18 protein-coding genes are annotated in these 17,134 nt (G+C 45.0%); 11 read left to right on the forward strand and 7 right to left on the reverse strand.

Annotated features, from left to right (window positions below; all coding sequences use genetic code 11):
* Positions 1 to 67: 67 nt before the first annotated feature.
* The 7 genes from R7P67_RS07350 to R7P67_RS07380 form a co-directional block, all read right to left on the reverse strand.
* Positions 68 to 220 carry a hypothetical protein gene (locus tag R7P67_RS07350; RefSeq protein ID WP_005378381.1) on the reverse strand — a complete coding sequence of 51 codons (153 nt, stop codon included), beginning with the start codon at positions 218 to 220 and terminating at the stop codon, positions 68 to 70.
* Positions 221 to 447: 227 nt separating this feature from the next.
* Positions 448 to 1,416 carry an alpha-L-glutamate ligase-like protein gene (locus R7P67_RS07355; RefSeq protein ID WP_005378387.1) on the reverse strand — a complete coding sequence of 323 codons (969 nt, stop codon included), beginning with the start codon at positions 1,414 to 1,416 and terminating at the stop codon, positions 448 to 450.
* A 3-nt stretch (positions 1,417 to 1,419) separates the two neighbouring features.
* Positions 1,420 to 2,925 (reverse strand): inactive transglutaminase family protein, encoded by a 1,506-nt coding sequence (locus tag R7P67_RS07360; protein WP_005378389.1) that lies wholly within the window; start codon positions 2,923 to 2,925, stop codon positions 1,420 to 1,422.
* A gap of 11 nt (positions 2,926 to 2,936) precedes the next feature.
* Positions 2,937 to 3,683: an ATP-dependent zinc protease gene (locus R7P67_RS07365; RefSeq protein ID WP_005378391.1), complete on the reverse strand. Its 747-nt coding sequence runs from the start codon at positions 3,681 to 3,683 to the stop codon at positions 2,937 to 2,939.
* A gap of 276 nt (positions 3,684 to 3,959) precedes the next feature.
* Positions 3,960 to 4,931 (reverse strand): tRNA 5-methoxyuridine(34)/uridine 5-oxyacetic acid(34) synthase CmoB, encoded by a 972-nt coding sequence (cmoB, locus tag R7P67_RS07370; protein ID WP_017820038.1) that lies wholly within the window; start codon positions 4,929 to 4,931, stop codon positions 3,960 to 3,962.
* A gap of 81 nt (positions 4,932 to 5,012) precedes the next feature.
* Positions 5,013 to 5,750: a carboxy-S-adenosyl-L-methionine synthase CmoA gene (gene cmoA / locus R7P67_RS07375; protein ID WP_017635063.1), complete on the reverse strand. Its 738-nt coding sequence runs from the start codon at positions 5,748 to 5,750 to the stop codon at positions 5,013 to 5,015.
* Between the two features lie 93 nt (positions 5,751 to 5,843).
* Positions 5,844 to 6,710, reverse strand: coding sequence for a DUF72 domain-containing protein (locus R7P67_RS07380; RefSeq protein ID WP_047100838.1), 867 nt, complete (start codon positions 6,708 to 6,710; stop codon positions 5,844 to 5,846).
* A 273-nt stretch (positions 6,711 to 6,983) separates the two neighbouring features.
* Here R7P67_RS07380 and aspS point away from each other — a divergent pair, with 273 nt between their 5' ends.
* From aspS to tolQ, 11 genes are all read left to right on the forward strand, one after another.
* The gene (gene aspS, locus R7P67_RS07385; RefSeq protein WP_005378401.1) at positions 6,984 to 8,762 is read left to right on the forward strand and encodes an aspartate--tRNA ligase; all 1,779 of its coding nucleotides are present in this window, start codon (positions 6,984 to 6,986) and stop codon (positions 8,760 to 8,762) included.
* A gap of 143 nt (positions 8,763 to 8,905) precedes the next feature.
* Entirely contained in the window at positions 8,906 to 9,652 is a 747-nt protein-coding gene (locus R7P67_RS07390) for a YebC/PmpR family DNA-binding transcriptional regulator (RefSeq protein ID WP_005378402.1), read from the forward strand.
* A gap of 92 nt (positions 9,653 to 9,744) precedes the next feature.
* Complete coding sequence (gene ruvC, locus R7P67_RS07395) at positions 9,745 to 10,266, forward strand: crossover junction endodeoxyribonuclease RuvC (RefSeq protein ID WP_005387909.1); 522 nt, start codon at positions 9,745 to 9,747, stop codon at positions 10,264 to 10,266.
* 67 nt (positions 10,267 to 10,333) lie between these two features.
* The gene (ruvA, locus tag R7P67_RS07400) at positions 10,334 to 10,945 is read left to right on the forward strand and encodes a Holliday junction branch migration protein RuvA (RefSeq protein ID WP_262652525.1); all 612 of its coding nucleotides are present in this window, start codon (positions 10,334 to 10,336) and stop codon (positions 10,943 to 10,945) included.
* A 286-nt stretch (positions 10,946 to 11,231) separates the two neighbouring features.
* On the forward strand, positions 11,232 to 12,236 hold the full coding sequence (ruvB, locus tag R7P67_RS07405; protein WP_005378312.1) for a Holliday junction branch migration DNA helicase RuvB: 1,005 nt from the start codon (positions 11,232 to 11,234) through the stop codon (positions 12,234 to 12,236).
* Between the two features lie 461 nt (positions 12,237 to 12,697).
* Positions 12,698 to 14,284 carry a cytochrome ubiquinol oxidase subunit I gene (gene cydA / locus R7P67_RS07410; RefSeq protein WP_005378311.1) on the forward strand — a complete coding sequence of 529 codons (1,587 nt, stop codon included), beginning with the start codon at positions 12,698 to 12,700 and terminating at the stop codon, positions 14,282 to 14,284.
* 17 nt (positions 14,285 to 14,301) lie between these two features.
* On the forward strand, positions 14,302 to 15,438 hold the full coding sequence (gene cydB / locus R7P67_RS07415) for a cytochrome d ubiquinol oxidase subunit II (RefSeq protein ID WP_005378310.1): 1,137 nt from the start codon (positions 14,302 to 14,304) through the stop codon (positions 15,436 to 15,438).
* A gap of 12 nt (positions 15,439 to 15,450) precedes the next feature.
* Complete coding sequence (cydX, locus tag R7P67_RS07420; RefSeq protein WP_000270284.1) at positions 15,451 to 15,558, forward strand: cytochrome bd-I oxidase subunit CydX; 108 nt, start codon at positions 15,451 to 15,453, stop codon at positions 15,556 to 15,558.
* Positions 15,551 to 15,853, forward strand: coding sequence for a cyd operon protein YbgE (gene ybgE / locus R7P67_RS07425; RefSeq protein ID WP_005378304.1), 303 nt, complete (start codon positions 15,551 to 15,553; stop codon positions 15,851 to 15,853). Before cydX ends, ybgE begins: the two co-directional genes overlap by 8 nt.
* A gap of 172 nt (positions 15,854 to 16,025) precedes the next feature.
* A complete protein-coding gene (gene ybgC / locus R7P67_RS07430) occupies positions 16,026 to 16,445 on the forward strand; it encodes a tol-pal system-associated acyl-CoA thioesterase (protein ID WP_017820044.1) in 420 nt (139 codons plus the stop codon).
* Positions 16,435 to 17,133 (forward strand): protein TolQ, encoded by a 699-nt coding sequence (gene tolQ / locus R7P67_RS07435; RefSeq protein ID WP_005378301.1) that lies wholly within the window; start codon positions 16,435 to 16,437, stop codon positions 17,131 to 17,133. Before ybgC ends, tolQ begins: the two co-directional genes overlap by 11 nt.
* The last annotated feature ends 1 nt before the right edge of the window (position 17,134 follow it).

Raw genomic sequence — 17,134 nt, forward strand, 5'->3', positions numbered from 1 at the left:
TAAGACAAGCCGAGACTGTAGGACGGCAGTCTCGGCTTATTAGCGGAACTTAATGAGGAAGCGACGTTTATTCCTCTGGAATATCGTCCCTGACTTCGATCATTTCAGCAAGCTCTTCAAGTGCTTGGACAGAAAGCTCAGACAAGCGTTGTAGGTGTTGGTCTAAGCTCTCTTGTTCTTCAAGCTCTGGTTCATCATTATTTGTTTCTTTTATTAGCATTTCCCAACCTCTCAAGTTGAGTAAGGGGAGCTCTCATCATACTCAAAAGGCAAAGTAGAAAAGAAACGATCTATGTTGATTTTGTTAGCTCGATCATTGATTCAACTTATATATGAGAAGGATGTGTTTAATAAGGAGAGCAAGTGCAAGGTTTTTGGATGCGGGAACAAAAACGCCAGTAATCATGACAATTACTGGCGAGTAATAACGAACATTATGTCGAAGGGTTAGAACAACGGCTTCACACCGAACTGCTCTGCCGCGTAAGCGACGCGTTCAATCGGTTTTGGATACTCAGCAGGTGTGCCAAGGCTCTCTATGTGTTTCAAACGAGGAAGCAAGCCTGCACCATTAGCGATTTGGATTGCCAGACCAGGGCGAGCGTTAAGCTCTAAAACCATAGGCCCTTCATCTTTATCCAGCACCATATCCGTACCCATGTATCCCAAACCTGTCATTTCCCAGGCACTTGACGCAAGCTCCAGCAAGCGCTCCCAATGCGGTACTTGAAGGGTCGAAAGGTCTTTACCTGTATCAGGGTGATGAGTCACTGGATGATCGAACTGCACCGCTCTGACGGCTTTACCTGTCGCGATGTCAATGCCTACTCCTACCGCACCTTGGTGAAGGTTTGCTTTGCCGTCGGAAGCCGCTGTAGAACAGCGCATCATCGCCATAACTGGATAACCTTTAAATACGATGATCCGAACATCTGGTACGCCTTCATAACTGAAGCCATCAAAACAGTCATCAAACTTGATTAAGTTTTCAACCACAGCAACGTCATTTTTACCACCAAGAGAGAAAAGGCCAGCAAGCGCATTACTAATGTGACGCTCGACCTCATCCCTACCAATTGTAGAGCCGGAGGGTTTGGTATATACCCCGTTTTTGTGAGACGTAACAACCAGAATGCCTTTACCGCCACTACCTTGTGCAGGTTTGATTACAAAACCAGGCCAGTTCTCAACCATTTTGTGGATAGTCTTAACTTCAGCTTGGTTATGAATGACACCGATCAGGGCAGGAACTGTTGCTCCTGCTGCCTGTGCAATAATTTTGGTCTTTAGCTTGTCATCGACAAGTGGGTATTTAGAACGATCATTGTAACGGCCAATATAGCTGTGGTTACGCTTGTTCATCCCCATAATGCCTTTATGGCGAAGCTTAGACGGCGAAGTAAAACTTTCGAACATCGTTTAGTCCTCCGCTAGTGGTTTGAAGCGTCGTAGCTCAGTGAGGCGGTAACCGGTGTAAGTACCTAGTAATAGAATACCGGCCAGAACAATCAACTGTAGACCAATGAAGTTAAAGGTTAAGTGTTGAATGTATGAGTTCGTCATTGCAAGGTAAACTAATACCGCTGTCAGCAATGAACCACCACCTTGCAGAGCAACTTCCTTCGCACCTTCTTCTTCCCATAGGATTGACATACGTTCAATCGTCCAAGACAAGATGATCATAGGGAAGAAGGTAATTGTTAGGCCTTCTGTTAAGCCCATTTTAAACGCAACAACGGTGAACACCGAGATGATCATAATAACGGTAATAATGACCGCAGATATCCTTGCTACCAGCAATAAGTTCAACCTAGACAAATAGCTTCGAATAATCAGGCCTGTACCTACAATTAGCAAGAAACCGACAATACCCGTTAATAGTTGAGTTTGAACAAAAGCAACGGCAATCAACACAGGCATAAAGGTACCGGATGTTTTCAGGCCGATAATCACACGCAAGAACACAACGATCAGAGCACCAATAGGGATGAGCATGATGGTTTTGAACATCGCTTGCTCTTCCAAAGGTAGGCTATGAATTGAAATATTCAGTAATCCATCTGCTTCTATTTTGTTGTTTGTAGCTTGTTGTGGTGTCATTTCTTGCTTAATCATCGAGAAATGCACTTGGCTATTTTTACCACCAACAAGGTCAAGTAAGGATACGTTTGATTCATCCCACACTAACAAGTTGGGTTTCACTGCTTTTTGTTCGGATTTTGGCGAAAACAGTACCCAATCTTTACCTGACCAAACCTGAACCATTGGTTGAATTGTTTGGCGTCGACGACCATCTTCTAGTTCGATAACACCGACGGTTTTGCTCTGTATACCTGCGGTAAGCAAAATGTTATGCAGTGCATCAGTACGGCTGAAATCGTTCAGTAGTAGCGACGAGTTTTGGCTATCAGGGTCATTAAGCGCTTTGATAAGCTCACGAGTAAACGTCACATTATCGGCTGAGCGACTCATCGCACGTTCGATAAGGGCATTTGCCGCTGCTGCTTGTGGTGCTGATAGCGTTGGTGGCGTAATGTCTTCCGTTGGCGGTAACGGAGTGACTTTAGCCTGAGGGTCTACTAAGAACTGGGCTTTGTAGTATATGGTTTGTGGCCCTTGAGCTTGGCGAATTGACCATTCTGCACGACGGCCTGAATCGTCATTGATGTAGGAAACGCCATAACCTGATGAAGAAGCAGATTCACCGATAAGTGTGTAACCACTTTGCGTATGAGGTGCTGCAAGTGACGCTTTTACTTCGTTGCCGTTAGCATTGAACTCAATACGAGCTTCTACATCCCACACCTGGCGAGTTTCGCCTGGCGTCCAAGGCACGCCGTAGTTTTCATGTCTGAAAACACTCAGAGCAATGCCCGCAATCACCAATAAGATGATAGAAAGGTAAAACGGTATTTTTGACGTCATAATCTACCTTATTATTTTTTATCTTCGTCCGTTTGGATATAGGTACGACTTACATCGACAAGTGCTATGTCGCGCATAAATTCTCTACCCAGTAAAATAGGATGGTTCATATGTGAGCGATCTGCCAACGTAAATTGCGCTTTTTCATGAATTTTTCCAACGCGCACCCAAAGTTCTACCACAGCGCGGCGTTCTAACTCTTCACTGGTAACCTGGCGGATTTTGACGTAGCGAATGACAGGAGCTTCGATCCAAGTACTTTTCTCTTCTTCGGATTTACTGGTGTCTGCTAAGTGGAATCGGACCCATTTTTTGCCATTTCTTTCGAACTCTTCAATATCAACGGCATTTAAAGACGACGTCGCAGCACCAGTGTCGATACGTGCATCAAAAGTTTGCTTAATCGACTCTACCGTGACCTTTTCGATAGAGCCAAGGACAATATCGTGAGTTGGGGTTGGTTCCACAGGAGCGGGAGATTGGACAATAATCGGCTCTTTCGGTTTTTTTACTTCTGCCATTGCTTCATCGCGAAATGTAAGAAGTTCAACCTGTAGTTTATCGACTTGTTCTTCAAGGCTGTCGATATAGTCCGATTGGTTGCTGAGCTGTAGCTCTAGGTTGGTAATGCGATTATTGACATTCGCTTCTGAATTTTGAATCGCCGCTAACGTTTCTTGGTGGTACTGTTCGCCTTTGGTTAGTGAGCATCCAGATAGTAAGGCGATGGCAACAATCGGGGTCAATCGTAATAACATTGAAAACCTTGGGATTGGATTAAGTTGTTTATTTTTTAGGAGTTTAGCTTATATCGATAAAGCCTCACAAGTAAGAATGTTTCTCTATTACTTATTGTTTGAGGAATAGTGATGAAAAGCCAAAAATCAAGGACATAAAAGCGCATCCTTATTTAGAGCGTGCTTATATTTTGACGTGACAAATGGATTCAAAAAACAAACTCGCTCATTACGAGGAAAGAGGGTAATGTCTTAACTCGTAAAATGAGTTAAGACAATGTCAGGAATCTCAGCGAATTATGATTTGCGAGCGACAAGAACCGCGCGGCGAGGGGCAGGGTAGCCTTCTACAGTCTTGCTTGGGTCGTTCGGATCTAAGTAGTCAGGTAGAGAGTTATGCGTCATCCAATCTGTGGTACGTTGTTCATCTACGGATGTGATGTTTTCATCAACGATACGAACATCTTCAAAACCGACCAATTCTAACCACACTTTTAGGGCTTTTGCTGAAGGGAAGAAATAGACATTACGCATTTGCGCGTAACGAGAAGTCGGGACCAGTACTGCATTCTCATCACCTTCAATAACGAGTGTTTCCAATACGAGTTCACCACCAGATACCAATTGATCTTTTAGTTGCACTAAATGATCGAGAGGCGAGCGGCGATGGTAAAGAACGCCCATGCTGAATACCGTATCGAACGCTTCTAACTTAGGTAGCTGTTCAATGCCCAATGGCAATAGGTGCGCACGTTGGTCATCGCCCATTAGTTTACGAATTGCTTCGAACTGAATTAGAAACAGGTGAGATGGATCGATACCGACAGTTAAGCGTGCACCTTCGCCTAGCATGCGCCACATGTGGTAGCCGTTACCACAACCAACATCGAGTACGCTGCGATTCTTTAATGGTGAAATATGCGGAAGCACGCGGTCCCATTTCCAATCACTGCGCCACTCAGTATCAATATGGATGCCGTGTACGTTGTATGGGCCTTTGCGCCAAGGATGGAATGTACGAAGTAAGCTTTCTAGCTTTTTAAGTTCCCCTTGAGGCATGGGCTCATTGTTTGAAATCGTGACAGAATCAACAATGTCGATGTTGTCCGGTCTACCCGCTGGGATTTTGTTCAGGGCTTTCAACCAGCGACCAAAGTCACCGTGCTCTGCATTTTGCCAATCCGTTAGCTGTTGCGGAAGCACATTAAGCCAAGGTTGAAGACGAGTGTCTTGGGCAATCAATTGGTAGAAATTTGCAAAGTTAAACATAGTTAGTTAATCGCTGAGTTGATGGGTATAAATTATTAACAAAAGCCGAAATCGGTATAGTTCAGGCTTTGTATGCATGGTCTATTTAATCGCGAACATGGAGCCGAAGTTAAAGCATTGGAACCAAACATCGTAGCTAGAAAAGCCAATTTTAGCGAAACGCTCTTTATGTTCTTTCTTTGAATCTGGGCGCATTACGTTTTCTATCGCGCTGCGCTTTTGGCTGATTTCTAGTTCGCTATAACCATTCGCACGTTTAAAGTCGTGGTGAAGGTCAATTAACAGTTCGTTCGACACTTCATCTTCGAAGACGAATTTCTCAGATAGAATCAAAATGCCGCCCGGACGAAGGCCTGCGTAAATTTTTTCGAGCAAGGAGTAACGATCTTCTGGAGAGAGGAATTGCAAAGTGAAGTTCAACACCACCACTGACGCGTTTTCAATTTCGATATTGCGAATGTCTGCTTCTACTACATCCACAGGAGTGTCACTGCGGTAAGCGTTGACGTGAAGTTTACAACGCTCAACCATCGCAGGAGAGTTGTCCACTGCGATGATTTGGCAGCCTTCTTGTTTGATATGGCGACGCATAGACAATGTTGCAGCACCCAAAGAACAGCCAAGGTCATAGATGTTTGAGTGAGGTTTTACAAAACGCTCTGCCAGCATACCGATTGCAGAAATGATATTGCTGTAACCCGGTACCGATCGTTGAATCATGTCAGGAAATACTTCCGCTACGCGTTCATCGAACGTGAAATCCCCAATTTTATCGATTGGAGCCGAAAAAATAGTATCTGGATTGCTCTTAGGGTTCATAACTAAGTCTCTGCATACAAGCCGCCTGAAAATGTCAGGCACCAAAAAAGGCGCGTATTTTATGGGAATTTCGCGCCTCTGTCATGTGTTGCGTTAGAACATCTGTAACTGCGAGTTGCCATCGTCAGCTGGGAAAGGTGCTAACTCAGGGAGCGTGATACGCTTTTGTATATCTTTATATAGGTTTGCGGCCAACTCTGGCGCAATTATATTGTCTGCAGTATGGATCATGACATATGGCTGCTTACCTTCGGCAATCCATTGTGGCAACTTGCTGAGCCATGGTTTAAAAAACTCGTAGTTTTGCTGTTCTTCTGGATGACCAATAAAGCGAATCAAAGGGTGTGAAGCGGTAGCAATGGCGTGAACAGGGACTCGTGGTTTTTTCATTTGTGCATCAATAATCGCCTCATTGTCGGGCTTAGCGGCAAAGACTGGGCGGCTATCCATAATAATGCGGTCAATATTATTCTCTACTAACCATTGGTTAAGTGCTCGCTCTTCTTCGCCTTTGGAGAAAAATGCCATATGGCGAACCTCAACACCGAGAGGGAAGCTAGGTGGAAAGCTCGCACAGAACTTTTTCAGTCGATCAAGGTGCTCAGGACCAAATGCGGCTGGTAATTGAATTGTCCATTGGCCCACACGGTCATGCAAAGGCTCCATGACCTTCATGAAGTCTCTCAGTTGTTCGCTGCAACCTCTTAGCATTTGCTCATGAGTGATGGCTTTAGGAAGTTTGAAAGTAAAGCGAAAATCATCGTGGGTTGCGGCTCTCCAGTTTTGCACTGTATTGAGCGTCGGTGTGGCATAAAATGTCGTGTTGCCTTCCACGGTATGAAACACTTGCGCATACCTTTCTAAACGTTCAGCGGGCTTTGTCCCGCTGCCGTAAAAACTTTGTTGCCATTGATTGTGCGACCACATCGTCAATCCAAGTCGAAGAGGTAAGTTATCCATTATTCTTTACTGCTTGCTACTCGTGTGAATACTTTACGAGAGTTTTGCTGAAATAGGTAATTTCACGCTATAATCCTCCCCAATTTTTTCGCTTTGGTGCGCTTTTGAACATTTGTTGTACTAAAAAGCACCAGTGAATGATAAAACACACGTAATTGTATGTTGAGTAGTCGATTTTCGTGGACATTCAGCGTATAACTGAATCTTTACTCTGCTTAGCAATGAGGCTGACAGAGCGTAGTTAACAACATTTGAGAGATTGGGAATTTCATTATGCGTACCCATTACTGTGGTCACCTGAACAAGTCCCTTGCAGGACAAACTGTAGAACTTTGCGGCTGGGTTAACCGTCGTCGTGATTTAGGCGGTCTTATTTTTATTGATATGCGAGATCGCGAAGGTATCGTTCAGGTAGTTGTTGATCCAGATATGGCGGATGCGTATGAAGTGGCGAACACACTTCGTAATGAATTCTGTATCAAACTAACGGGTGAAGTGCGCGTTCGCCCAGAGAGCCAAGCAAACAAAGACATGGCAACAGGTGAAGTCGAGATCCTTGCGAAAGGTCTTGAAATCATCAACCGTTCTGATGTTCTGCCTCTAGATTTCAACCAAAAGAACTCTGAAGAGCAACGCCTGAAGTACCGTTACCTAGATCTACGTCGTCCTGAAATGAGCGACCGCATCAAGCTACGTGCTAAAGCGTCTAGCTTTGTTCGTCGTTTCCTAGATGACAACGGCTTCCTAGACATCGAAACGCCAGTACTAACAAAAGCGACTCCAGAAGGCGCTCGTGACTACCTAGTACCTAGCCGTGTTCACAAAGGCAGCTTCTACGCGCTTCCTCAGTCTCCACAGCTATTCAAACAACTTCTAATGATGTCTGGTTTTGACCGTTACTACCAAATCGTTAAGTGTTTCCGTGATGAAGACTTGCGTGCTGACCGTCAACCAGAATTCACTCAGATCGATATCGAAACGTCATTCATGACGGCTGACCAAGTTCGTGCAACGACTGAGAAAATGGTTCGTGAAATGTGGCAAGAGCTACTAAACGTTGACCTAGGTGAATTCCCAGTAATGCCGTTCAGCGAAGCGATTCGTCGTTTCGGTTCGGACAAGCCAGACCTACGTAACCCACTGGAACTAGTAGACGTTGCTGACCTAGTAAAAGACGTTGAGTTCAAAGTATTCTCAGGTCCAGCAAACGACGAAAAAGGCCGCGTTGCCGTTATTCGCGTTCCAGGTGGCGCTTCTCTGACTCGTAAGCAAATTGATGGCTACGGTGAATTCGTTGGCATCTACGGTGCGAAAGGTCTAGCTTGGATGAAGGTTAATGACCGTGCAGCGGGCATGGAAGGTATCCAATCTCCAGTCGCTAAGTTCCTAAATGAAGACGTGATCAACGGCATTCTAGATCGTACTCAAGCGGAATCTGGTGACATTATCCTATTTGGCGCTGATAAAGCGGGCATCGTTGCAGAAGCAATGGGTGCGCTACGTTTGAAACTAGGTAAAGACCTAGAGCTAACGGATGAGTCTGCATGGGCTCCACTATGGGTTGTTGACTTCCCAATGTTCGAAGAAGATGACGAAGGCAACCTACACGCGATGCACCACCCATTCACATCGCCTCTAGGTGTGACTGCAGAAGAGCTAAAAGCAAACCCTGCTGCGGCAAATTCTAACGCTTACGATATGGTTCTAAATGGCTACGAAGTGGGCGGCGGCTCCGTTCGTATCCACAACGCAGATATGCAAGAAGCCGTATTTGATATTCTAGGCATCACACCTGAAGAGCAACAGCTTAAGTTCGGCTTCCTGCTTGATGCGCTGAAATTCGGTACGCCTCCACATGCTGGTCTTGCATTTGGTCTAGACCGTCTAGTAATGCTGCTATGTGGCACAGAGAACATCCGTGATGTTATCGCGTTCCCTAAAACAACAGCAGCGGCGTGTCTACTAACAGACGCACCAAGTATTGCGAACCCAGCAGCGCTAGAAGAGCTAGCAATCGCAGTAACTGCAGCGAAAGAAAAAGACGCAGAATAAGCGCACAACATTTTAAGAAAACTCCCGCAACTGCGGGAGTTTTTGTTTAAATAAACCCAAGAAACTTCCAAAGCAATTTCCCAAGCAACGCTTTTTAGAACATGTTTTGTTATTAAGCGTCAAAATACATTAAAAGGTGAATTATGGCTGGTCATAGTAAATGGGCGAATATTCGTCACCGTAAAGCAGCGCAAGATGCGAAGCGCGGCAAAATCTTTACTAAATTAATCCGTGAAATCGTTGTTGCGGCAAAAGAGGGGGGCGGTGAGCCAGAAAATAACCCACGTTTGCGAGCAGCAATTGATAAAGCACTGTCTAACAACATGACACGTGACACTGTCAACCGCGCTGTCAGCCGAGGTGCTGGTGGTGAAGGCGACGACAACATGGAAACCGTGATCTATGAAGGTTATGGTCCAGGTGGTACGGCGGTCATGGTCGAATGTATGACGGATAACCGAAATCGTACGGTATCTGGCGTACGCCATGCATTCTCAAAGTCAGGCGGCAATCTGGGGACGGATGGTAGCGTCAACTATCTTTTCGACAAGAAAGGCGTGATTTCATATGGCCCAGGTTTAGATGAGGATGCGGTAATGGAAGTAGCATTAGAAAGTGGTGCTGATGACATTGAAACGGCAGAAGATGGCTCGATTGATGTCTACACGGCCCCAGGCGATTTTGGACTCGTAAAAGATGCTCTTGATGCCGCAGGGTTTGAGGCAGAGAACGCTGAGGTGTCGCTGATCCCATCTACGAAAGCAGATTTGGACGCGGATACTGCGCCAAAACTACTTCGTTTGATTGACGCTTTGGAAGATCTGGACGACGTTCAAGAGGTTTATCACAATGGTGATATCTCTGACGACGTTGCGGCTACGCTAGATTAAACTCAAGGTGTCGGGAGCGGTATTTGCTCCGAAGTTAGCAAGTAATAATAAAAAGACTGAGGCCGAATTAGGCCTCATTTTTAGGAACATTCATGTCAATTATTTTGGGCATTGACCCAGGTTCGCGCATTACCGGCTATGGGGTCATTCGTCAAAATGGGCGCCACTTGCAATACCTTGGTAGTGGCTGCATTCGTACTTCAGAAAAAGAACTTCCGGGTCGGCTTAAACAGATTTATGCAGGCGTCACGGAAATCATTACCCAGTTTCAACCGGACGTTTTCGCGATCGAGCAAGTGTTTATGGCCAAAAACGCGGATTCAGCGCTAAAACTTGGCCAAGCTCGTGGCAGTGCAATTGTTGCTGCGGTGAATGCGGAGTTGCCGGTATTTGAATACGCGGCTCGTCTTATTAAGCAAGCTGTCGTCGGCACTGGTGGCGCGGACAAAGCGCAAGTTCAGCATATGGTTCAGCAGATGCTTAAATTGCCCGCCAAGCCTCAAGCGGATGCGGCCGATGCTTTAGGTGTGGCGATTTGTCATGCCAATACTAACAAGACTCTCGTTGCGTTAGCGGGCAAAGCAACCAGTGCCAGAAAAGGGCGCTACCGTTAAAATTGACTGGATGTCTATCCAGTTCTTTATTATCCTGTCGCAAATTCATTTCCAAAGAGTATTTATAGTGATTGGACGTCTTCGTGGCATACTGATTGAAAAGCAACCACCTGAAGTATTAATTGAAGTTAATGGCATTGGCTATGAAGTCCAGATGCCAATGAGCTGTTTTTACGAACTGCCAAATGTTGGCGAAGAAGCCATTATTTATACTCACTTTGTTGTCCGTGAAGATGCGCAATTGCTATACGGTTTCAACACAGTAAAAGAACGAGCACTTTTCCGTGAAGTGATCAAAGCCAATGGCGTTGGTCCTAAACTCGGTCTTGGTATTCTCTCTGGTATGACAGCAACGCAATTTGTTACTTGTGTGGAACATGAAGACGTTTCTACGCTGGTTAAGCTTCCAGGCGTTGGCAAGAAAACCGCAGAGCGATTGGTTGTTGAAATGAAAGACCGCTTGAAAGGGTGGGGCGCTGGCGATTTATTTACACCATTTACGGATGCTGCTCCTGCGGATCCTAGTGCGACATCCAACAACGCGGAAGAAGAAGCAATCAGTGCGCTTCTAGCTCTAGGTTACAAGCCGACTCAAGCGTCGAAAGTGGTATCTCAGATCGCTAAACCGGACATGAGCAGTGAGCAAATGATCCGTGAAGCTCTAAAATCAATGGTGTAACGCTGGTTGCACAGTGAACATTTGTTCAAGATAACTCATTCTCTAAGGTTAATACCAATCGCTTAACGATGTTTTTTATGTCATTCCAGCGAGCCTGGCGAGACTGGGAATCTAATAGCAGCACGCTGAGCGGTTAATGAAACAATTTGACCATAAATCGCTCGGATAGAAGATCCTGTATCACGCTTCTTCGTCGCTGTACAGGATGACGAGATATAGAAATATGCCACTTGCTGTTAAACGAGCGGCATTATTCTCTCAGGTAACCATTTTTCAAGGTAAAAAGATGATTGAAGCCGATCGTTTAATCGCGCCAGAAAACCCTGCCTTTCGTGATGAAGATGTCATTGATCGTGCTATTCGGCCAAAAAAATTAGCGGATTACCAAGGTCAGGACCATGTCCGTGACCAAATGGAGATCTTCATTAAAGCTGCTCAGTTACGTAGCGAAGCACTTGATCACCTTTTGATTTTTGGTCCCCCAGGTTTGGGTAAAACCACACTTGCGAATATCGTTGCCAATGAAATGGAAGTGAACATTCGCACTACTTCAGGCCCTGTACTTGAGAAAGCAGGCGATTTGGCCGCGCTGTTAACCAACCTTGAAGAAAACGATGTGTTGTTCATCGATGAGATTCACCGCTTGAGTCCGATGGTTGAAGAGGTGCTATATCCGGCGATGGAAGATTATCAACTGGATATTATGATCGGTGAAGGTCCGGCCGCTCGTTCTATTAAGATCGATTTACCACCGTTTACGTTAATTGGTGCGACGACCCGAGCGGGCTCTTTAACGTCACCATTGCGCGACCGCTTTGGTATTACTCAGCGCCTTGAGTTTTATAAGATAAAAGACCTCCAAGATATCGTGCAGCGAAGCGCGGATTGTTTAGGTTTATCAATGGAACCTGAAGGTGCATTGGAAGTGGCAAGACGTGCGCGTGGCACACCACGTATTGCTAACCGTTTGCTACGCCGTGTTCGTGATTATGCGGAAGTAAAAGGCAATGGTCACATTTGTGCCGATGTTGCCGATAAGGCGTTGAATATGCTTGATGTGGACGCCGAAGGCTTCGATTACATGGACCGTAAGCTACTACTCGCGATTATGGAAAAATTTGGTGGTGGTCCGGTCGGGCTCGACAACATGGCAGCGGCGATAGGTGAAGAAAAGGACACTATTGAAGACGTTCTTGAGCCTTATCTTATTCAGCAAGGTTATTTACAACGCACTCCGCGTGGAAGAATCGCGACAGATCGTGCGTATTTGCATTTCGGAATTGAAAAATAAGATTCCCTCGCTGGGCCTTTGTTGCCCAGCGCTTCATTAAAGTTGACCAAACTCACATTTTTTGAATTTTTTCTCATACTGGTTTAGTAAGTAAAAAGCATTGATTGTTAACTCGATGTTTGCTTGCAACTGGTTAATTTCTCTCCTGATTACTCTCTCTTAACATCCGTATCCAATACTAGTTGATCTAGATCAATGTGATGGATTTTTGTGCAAATTCCGCGCATAAACATTGATGTATATCAAAGCGCGTTACGGCTATAAACCTTTTGAAACAATCTGTTTTTACAAGTAATATTAGCCCCAGCTATATTAGCTGATGCTTAACAATTAACTAACCAATGAAGCACATTTTTGCAACAATGAGTTGTGATAATTCAACATTTTTCAAGTGTAAATAACACCTGAATATGGATTGCAATATGTAGAGAGTGTCATTCAGCCGACACATAGGAGTTACCATGATTGACGTAGTTGATCTATCGCGGTTGCAGTTTGCACTGACAGCGATGTATCACTTCCTATTCGTACCATTGACCCTTGGTATGGCCTTCCTTCTGGCCATTATGGAATCGATGTACGTAATGACGAACAAGCAAATCTATAAGGACATGACCAAGTTCTGGGGTAAGCTATTCGGTATTAACTTTGCACTTGGTGTGGCGACAGGCCTTACCATGGAGTTCCAGTTTGGTACGAACTGGTCTTACTACTCCCACTATGTAGGTGATATCTTCGGTGCACCGCTAGCGATCGAAGCACTTGTCGCATTCTTCCTGGAGTCAACTTTTGTTGGTCTATTCTTCTTCGGGTGGGATCGTCTATCTAAACGCCAACACTTAGCGGTTACCTGGCTTGTGGCACTAGGCTCTAACTTCTCTGCTCTTTGGATTCTTATCGCAAACGGCTGGATGCAAAACCCAGTAGGCGCAGATTTCAACTTCGAAACCATGCGAATGGAAATGGTGAGCTTCTCTGAGGTTGTACTAAACCCAGTAGCTCAGGTTAAGTTCGTGCATACGGTTGCTTCTGGTTACACTTGTGGCGCAATGTTTATTCTAGGCATCAGTTCATACTACCTATTAAAAGGTCGTGACATTGCGTTTGCTCGTCGTTCATTTGCTATCGCTGCATCTTTCGGTATTGCTGCTATCTTATCTACCATCGTTCTTGGTGACGAATCTGGCTACGAGCTTGGTGAAGTTCAAAAAGTGAAACTCGCTGCAATTGAAGCAGAGTGGCACACTGAACCTGCACCTGCCGCATTTACATTATTTGGTGTTCCTAACCAGGAAACGATGCATACCGATTACGCAATTAAGATCCCTTACGTAATGGGTATTATCGCGACACGTTCTTTTGATGAGCAAGTAACAGGTCTTCGTGATTTACGTGATGAACACGTCGATCGTATTCGTGACGGCATGTACGCTTATGAACTTCTAGAGAAGCTTCGTGCGGGCGATAAGTCAGAAGAAAACATGACTGCGTTTGATGAAGTGAAAGGTGACCTAGGTTACGGTCTACTTCTAAAACGCTACACAGACAATGTTGTTGATGCAACAGAAGAGCAAATCCAAGCTGCTGCGGACGACTCAATCCCAACAGTATGGCCGCTATTCTGGTCATTCCGTATCATGGTTGCTTGTGGCTTCATCATGTTGTTTGTCTTTGGTGCGGCGTTTATCCAAACGTGTCGTCAGAAGATTGAGCAGAAACAATGGATTCTAAAAGCTGCACTATTTAGCATTCCACTACCTTGGATTGCAATTGAAGCGGGTTGGTTCGTCGCTGAGTACGGCCGTCAACCTTGGGCTGTAGGTGAAATTTTACCAGTGCATGTTGCAGCTTCTGCACTAACTGCAGGTGAAATCTGGACTTCACTCTTCGCAATTCTGGCGCTATACACGGTATTCCTGATTGCAGAAGTTTACCTAATGTTGAAATTCGCTCGTAAAGGTCCAAGTAGCCTGAAAACGGGTCGCTACCACTTCGAGCAAAATGCTGACTCTGTTGAAGACAAAGTTAGTCGCCAAGTAGAAGCGTAAGGTAAGGAGATAACAAGATGTTTGATTACGAAATCTTGCGACTCATCTGGTGGGTACTAATCGGTGTTCTACTAGTTGGTTTTGCAGTAACAGACGGCTTCGATATGGGTGTAGGCGCGCTTGTACCTATTATCGGTAAAAACGACACGCAACGCCGTGTCATGATTAACTCAATTGCTCCTCACTGGGATGGTAACCAAGTTTGGCTTATCACTGCTGGTGGTGCACTGTTCGCAGCTTGGCCTTTGGTTTACGCAACGTCATTTTCAGGCTTTTACTTAGCGATGATTTTGACACTAGCAGCGCTATGGCTTCGTCCTCTGGGCCTAGACTACCGCTCTAAAATCGAAGATCCAAAATGGCGCAATACCTGGGATATCTGTATCTCAATCAGTGGTTTTGTTCCGCCAATCATCTTTGGTGTAGCGTTTGGCAACCTTCTACAAGGTGTACCATTCCAATTGAGTGAGTTCTTGATGCCAACATACCATGGCTCATTCTTTGGTCTACTAAACCCATTTGCACTGTTGTGTGGTCTAGTAAGCTTGTTCATGATTTTGATGCAAGGTTCTACTTGGCTACAAATGAAAACAACAGGCGAAGTGCATGTGCGTGCGCGCAACGTTGCTCAGTTGGCTGGTTTACTGACGGTTGCTGCGTTTGTAGCGGCTGGTTTCTGGATCCAAAATATCGATGGCTACGTCATTGTTGGCGGTATCGACACTAACGCTGCTTCTAACCCTCTAAACAAAGAGGTTATCCGTGAAGCTGGTGCGTGGATGAAGAACTTTGAAAACTACCCACTACTATGGGCTGCTCCTGTATTAGGTGTTGCAATGCCGTTTCTCGCTGTATTGGCATCTCGTCTTGAAAAATGTGCGATTTCGTTCATTACTTCAAGCTTGGGTGTTGCTGGTGTTATCTTTACTGCAGGTTTTGCGATGTTCCCATTCATTATGCCTTCAGACTTAATGCCAAGCCACAGCTTAACAATGTGGGATGCAACGTCATCTGAGCTGACTCTGAACCTAATGACAGGCGTTGCGTTTGTTATGGTGCCAATCATCCTTGGTTACACATCTTGGACTTACTACAAGATGTTTGGTCGCCTTGATGACCAGTACATTGAAGACAACAAAAACTCACTTTACTAAGGAGCATTTACTATGTGGTATTTCGCATGGATTCTAGGTGTACTACTTGCTTGTGCATTCGGTATCATCAACGCTCTTTGGCTAGAGCACTCAGAAATGATGGATAAAGACAGTGAGTAACCTCGCTGATAAGGTAGCGAAACTTCACGCACCAATGGATAAGACTCTGCTACGAGTCTTATCTCTCATCCTTGGCTTTATGCACGTAGGATTGGTGATGTGGGACCCTGAAGCTTACCATCAAGCAATTGGTGGTTTTAACTCAATCATCGCACCAGCACTGATTTGGTCTGTATGTTCAAGCATGGTGTATGGGGTGGGCTTCAAGCCAAGAAACTGGTACTGGCAAGTTTTGTTTAGTCCTTATTTCTCGTTAGCTATCTTAATTTATCTAACGGCACTTTATTTCATTTAGGCTGAAATATGCTGTAATAAAGTCGGTTACTAAATCATCGAATAAAAGCTAGGTATCTCGCCTAGCTTTTATTTTTTCTACAAATTTCAAAAATATTTCCTTAGCTCGGTACCAATTGCTGTCGCTTCAGTTATAGTAATTACTTTAAAGAATTGAATATATTGGTACTCCCTTGCAAGGCACATCAAATCTCTTTCACTGGCCGATCACCGTGTACTATGAAGACACTGATGCGGGCGGTGTTGTATATCATTCTAATTATCTAAAATTCTTTGAGCGCGCACGGACAGAGATGTTACGTGCTAAAGGCATTTCTCAACATGTGTTACTGGAACAAAATATCGGCTTTGTTGTCCGACACATGGATATCGATTTCAACCAAGGCGCTAGGCTGGACGAGCATCTGACAGTCGTAACCCGAGTGTCAGAAATAAAACGTGCTTCTCTGCAATTCTGTCAAGAGTTGGTCAATGATCAAGGCAAGATATTGTGCAAGGCCTCGGTTAAGGTAGCATGTATCGATAATAAGAAAATGAAACCAATAGCTATTCCAACCTTTATAAATTCGGAGCTAACAAATAGTGACTGCTGATATTTCCATTTTAGATCTCTTTCTTCAGGCCAGTCTGTTGGTAAAGCTTGTGATGCTGACGTTGCTTGGCATGTCAATTGTGTCATGGGCAATGATCATCAAGCGCAGCAAAGTGCTTTCTCAAGCATCAAAAAATGCAGAGCAGTTTGAAGACAAATTTTGGTCGGGTACTGATCTTTCTCAGCTTTACCAAAAAGTAAAAGCGCGTAAAGACGAAATTGAAGGCACAGAAGAAATCTTCTACGCAGGTTTTACAGAGTTTGCTCGCCTACGTAAGAGCAACGCAAATTCACCAGCTTACATCATGGAAGGCACTGGCCGCGCAATGCGCGTTGCTGTTTCTCGTGAAGTAGATGAGCTAGAAACAAGCTTACCGTTTTTGGCAACAGTCGGCTCTATAAGCCCTTATATCGGCCTATTTGGTACCGTTTGGGGCATCATGCACGCCTTTATTGCGCTGGGTGAAGTAAAGCAAGCTACGCTGTCTATGGTTGCACCGGGTATCGCCGAGGCACTTATCGCGACAGCGATGGGTCTATTTGCGGCTATTCCGGCGGTAATGGCGTACAACCGCCTAAGCAATAAAGTGAGTAAACTAGAGCACACTTACGCAACATTTTCTGAAGAATTCCACAGCATCCTTCATCGTCAAGCGATGGCTGGCCGAGACAGCGCGGATAAGGAATAAA

Source organism: Vibrio sp. Vb0937, assembly GCF_033338855.1.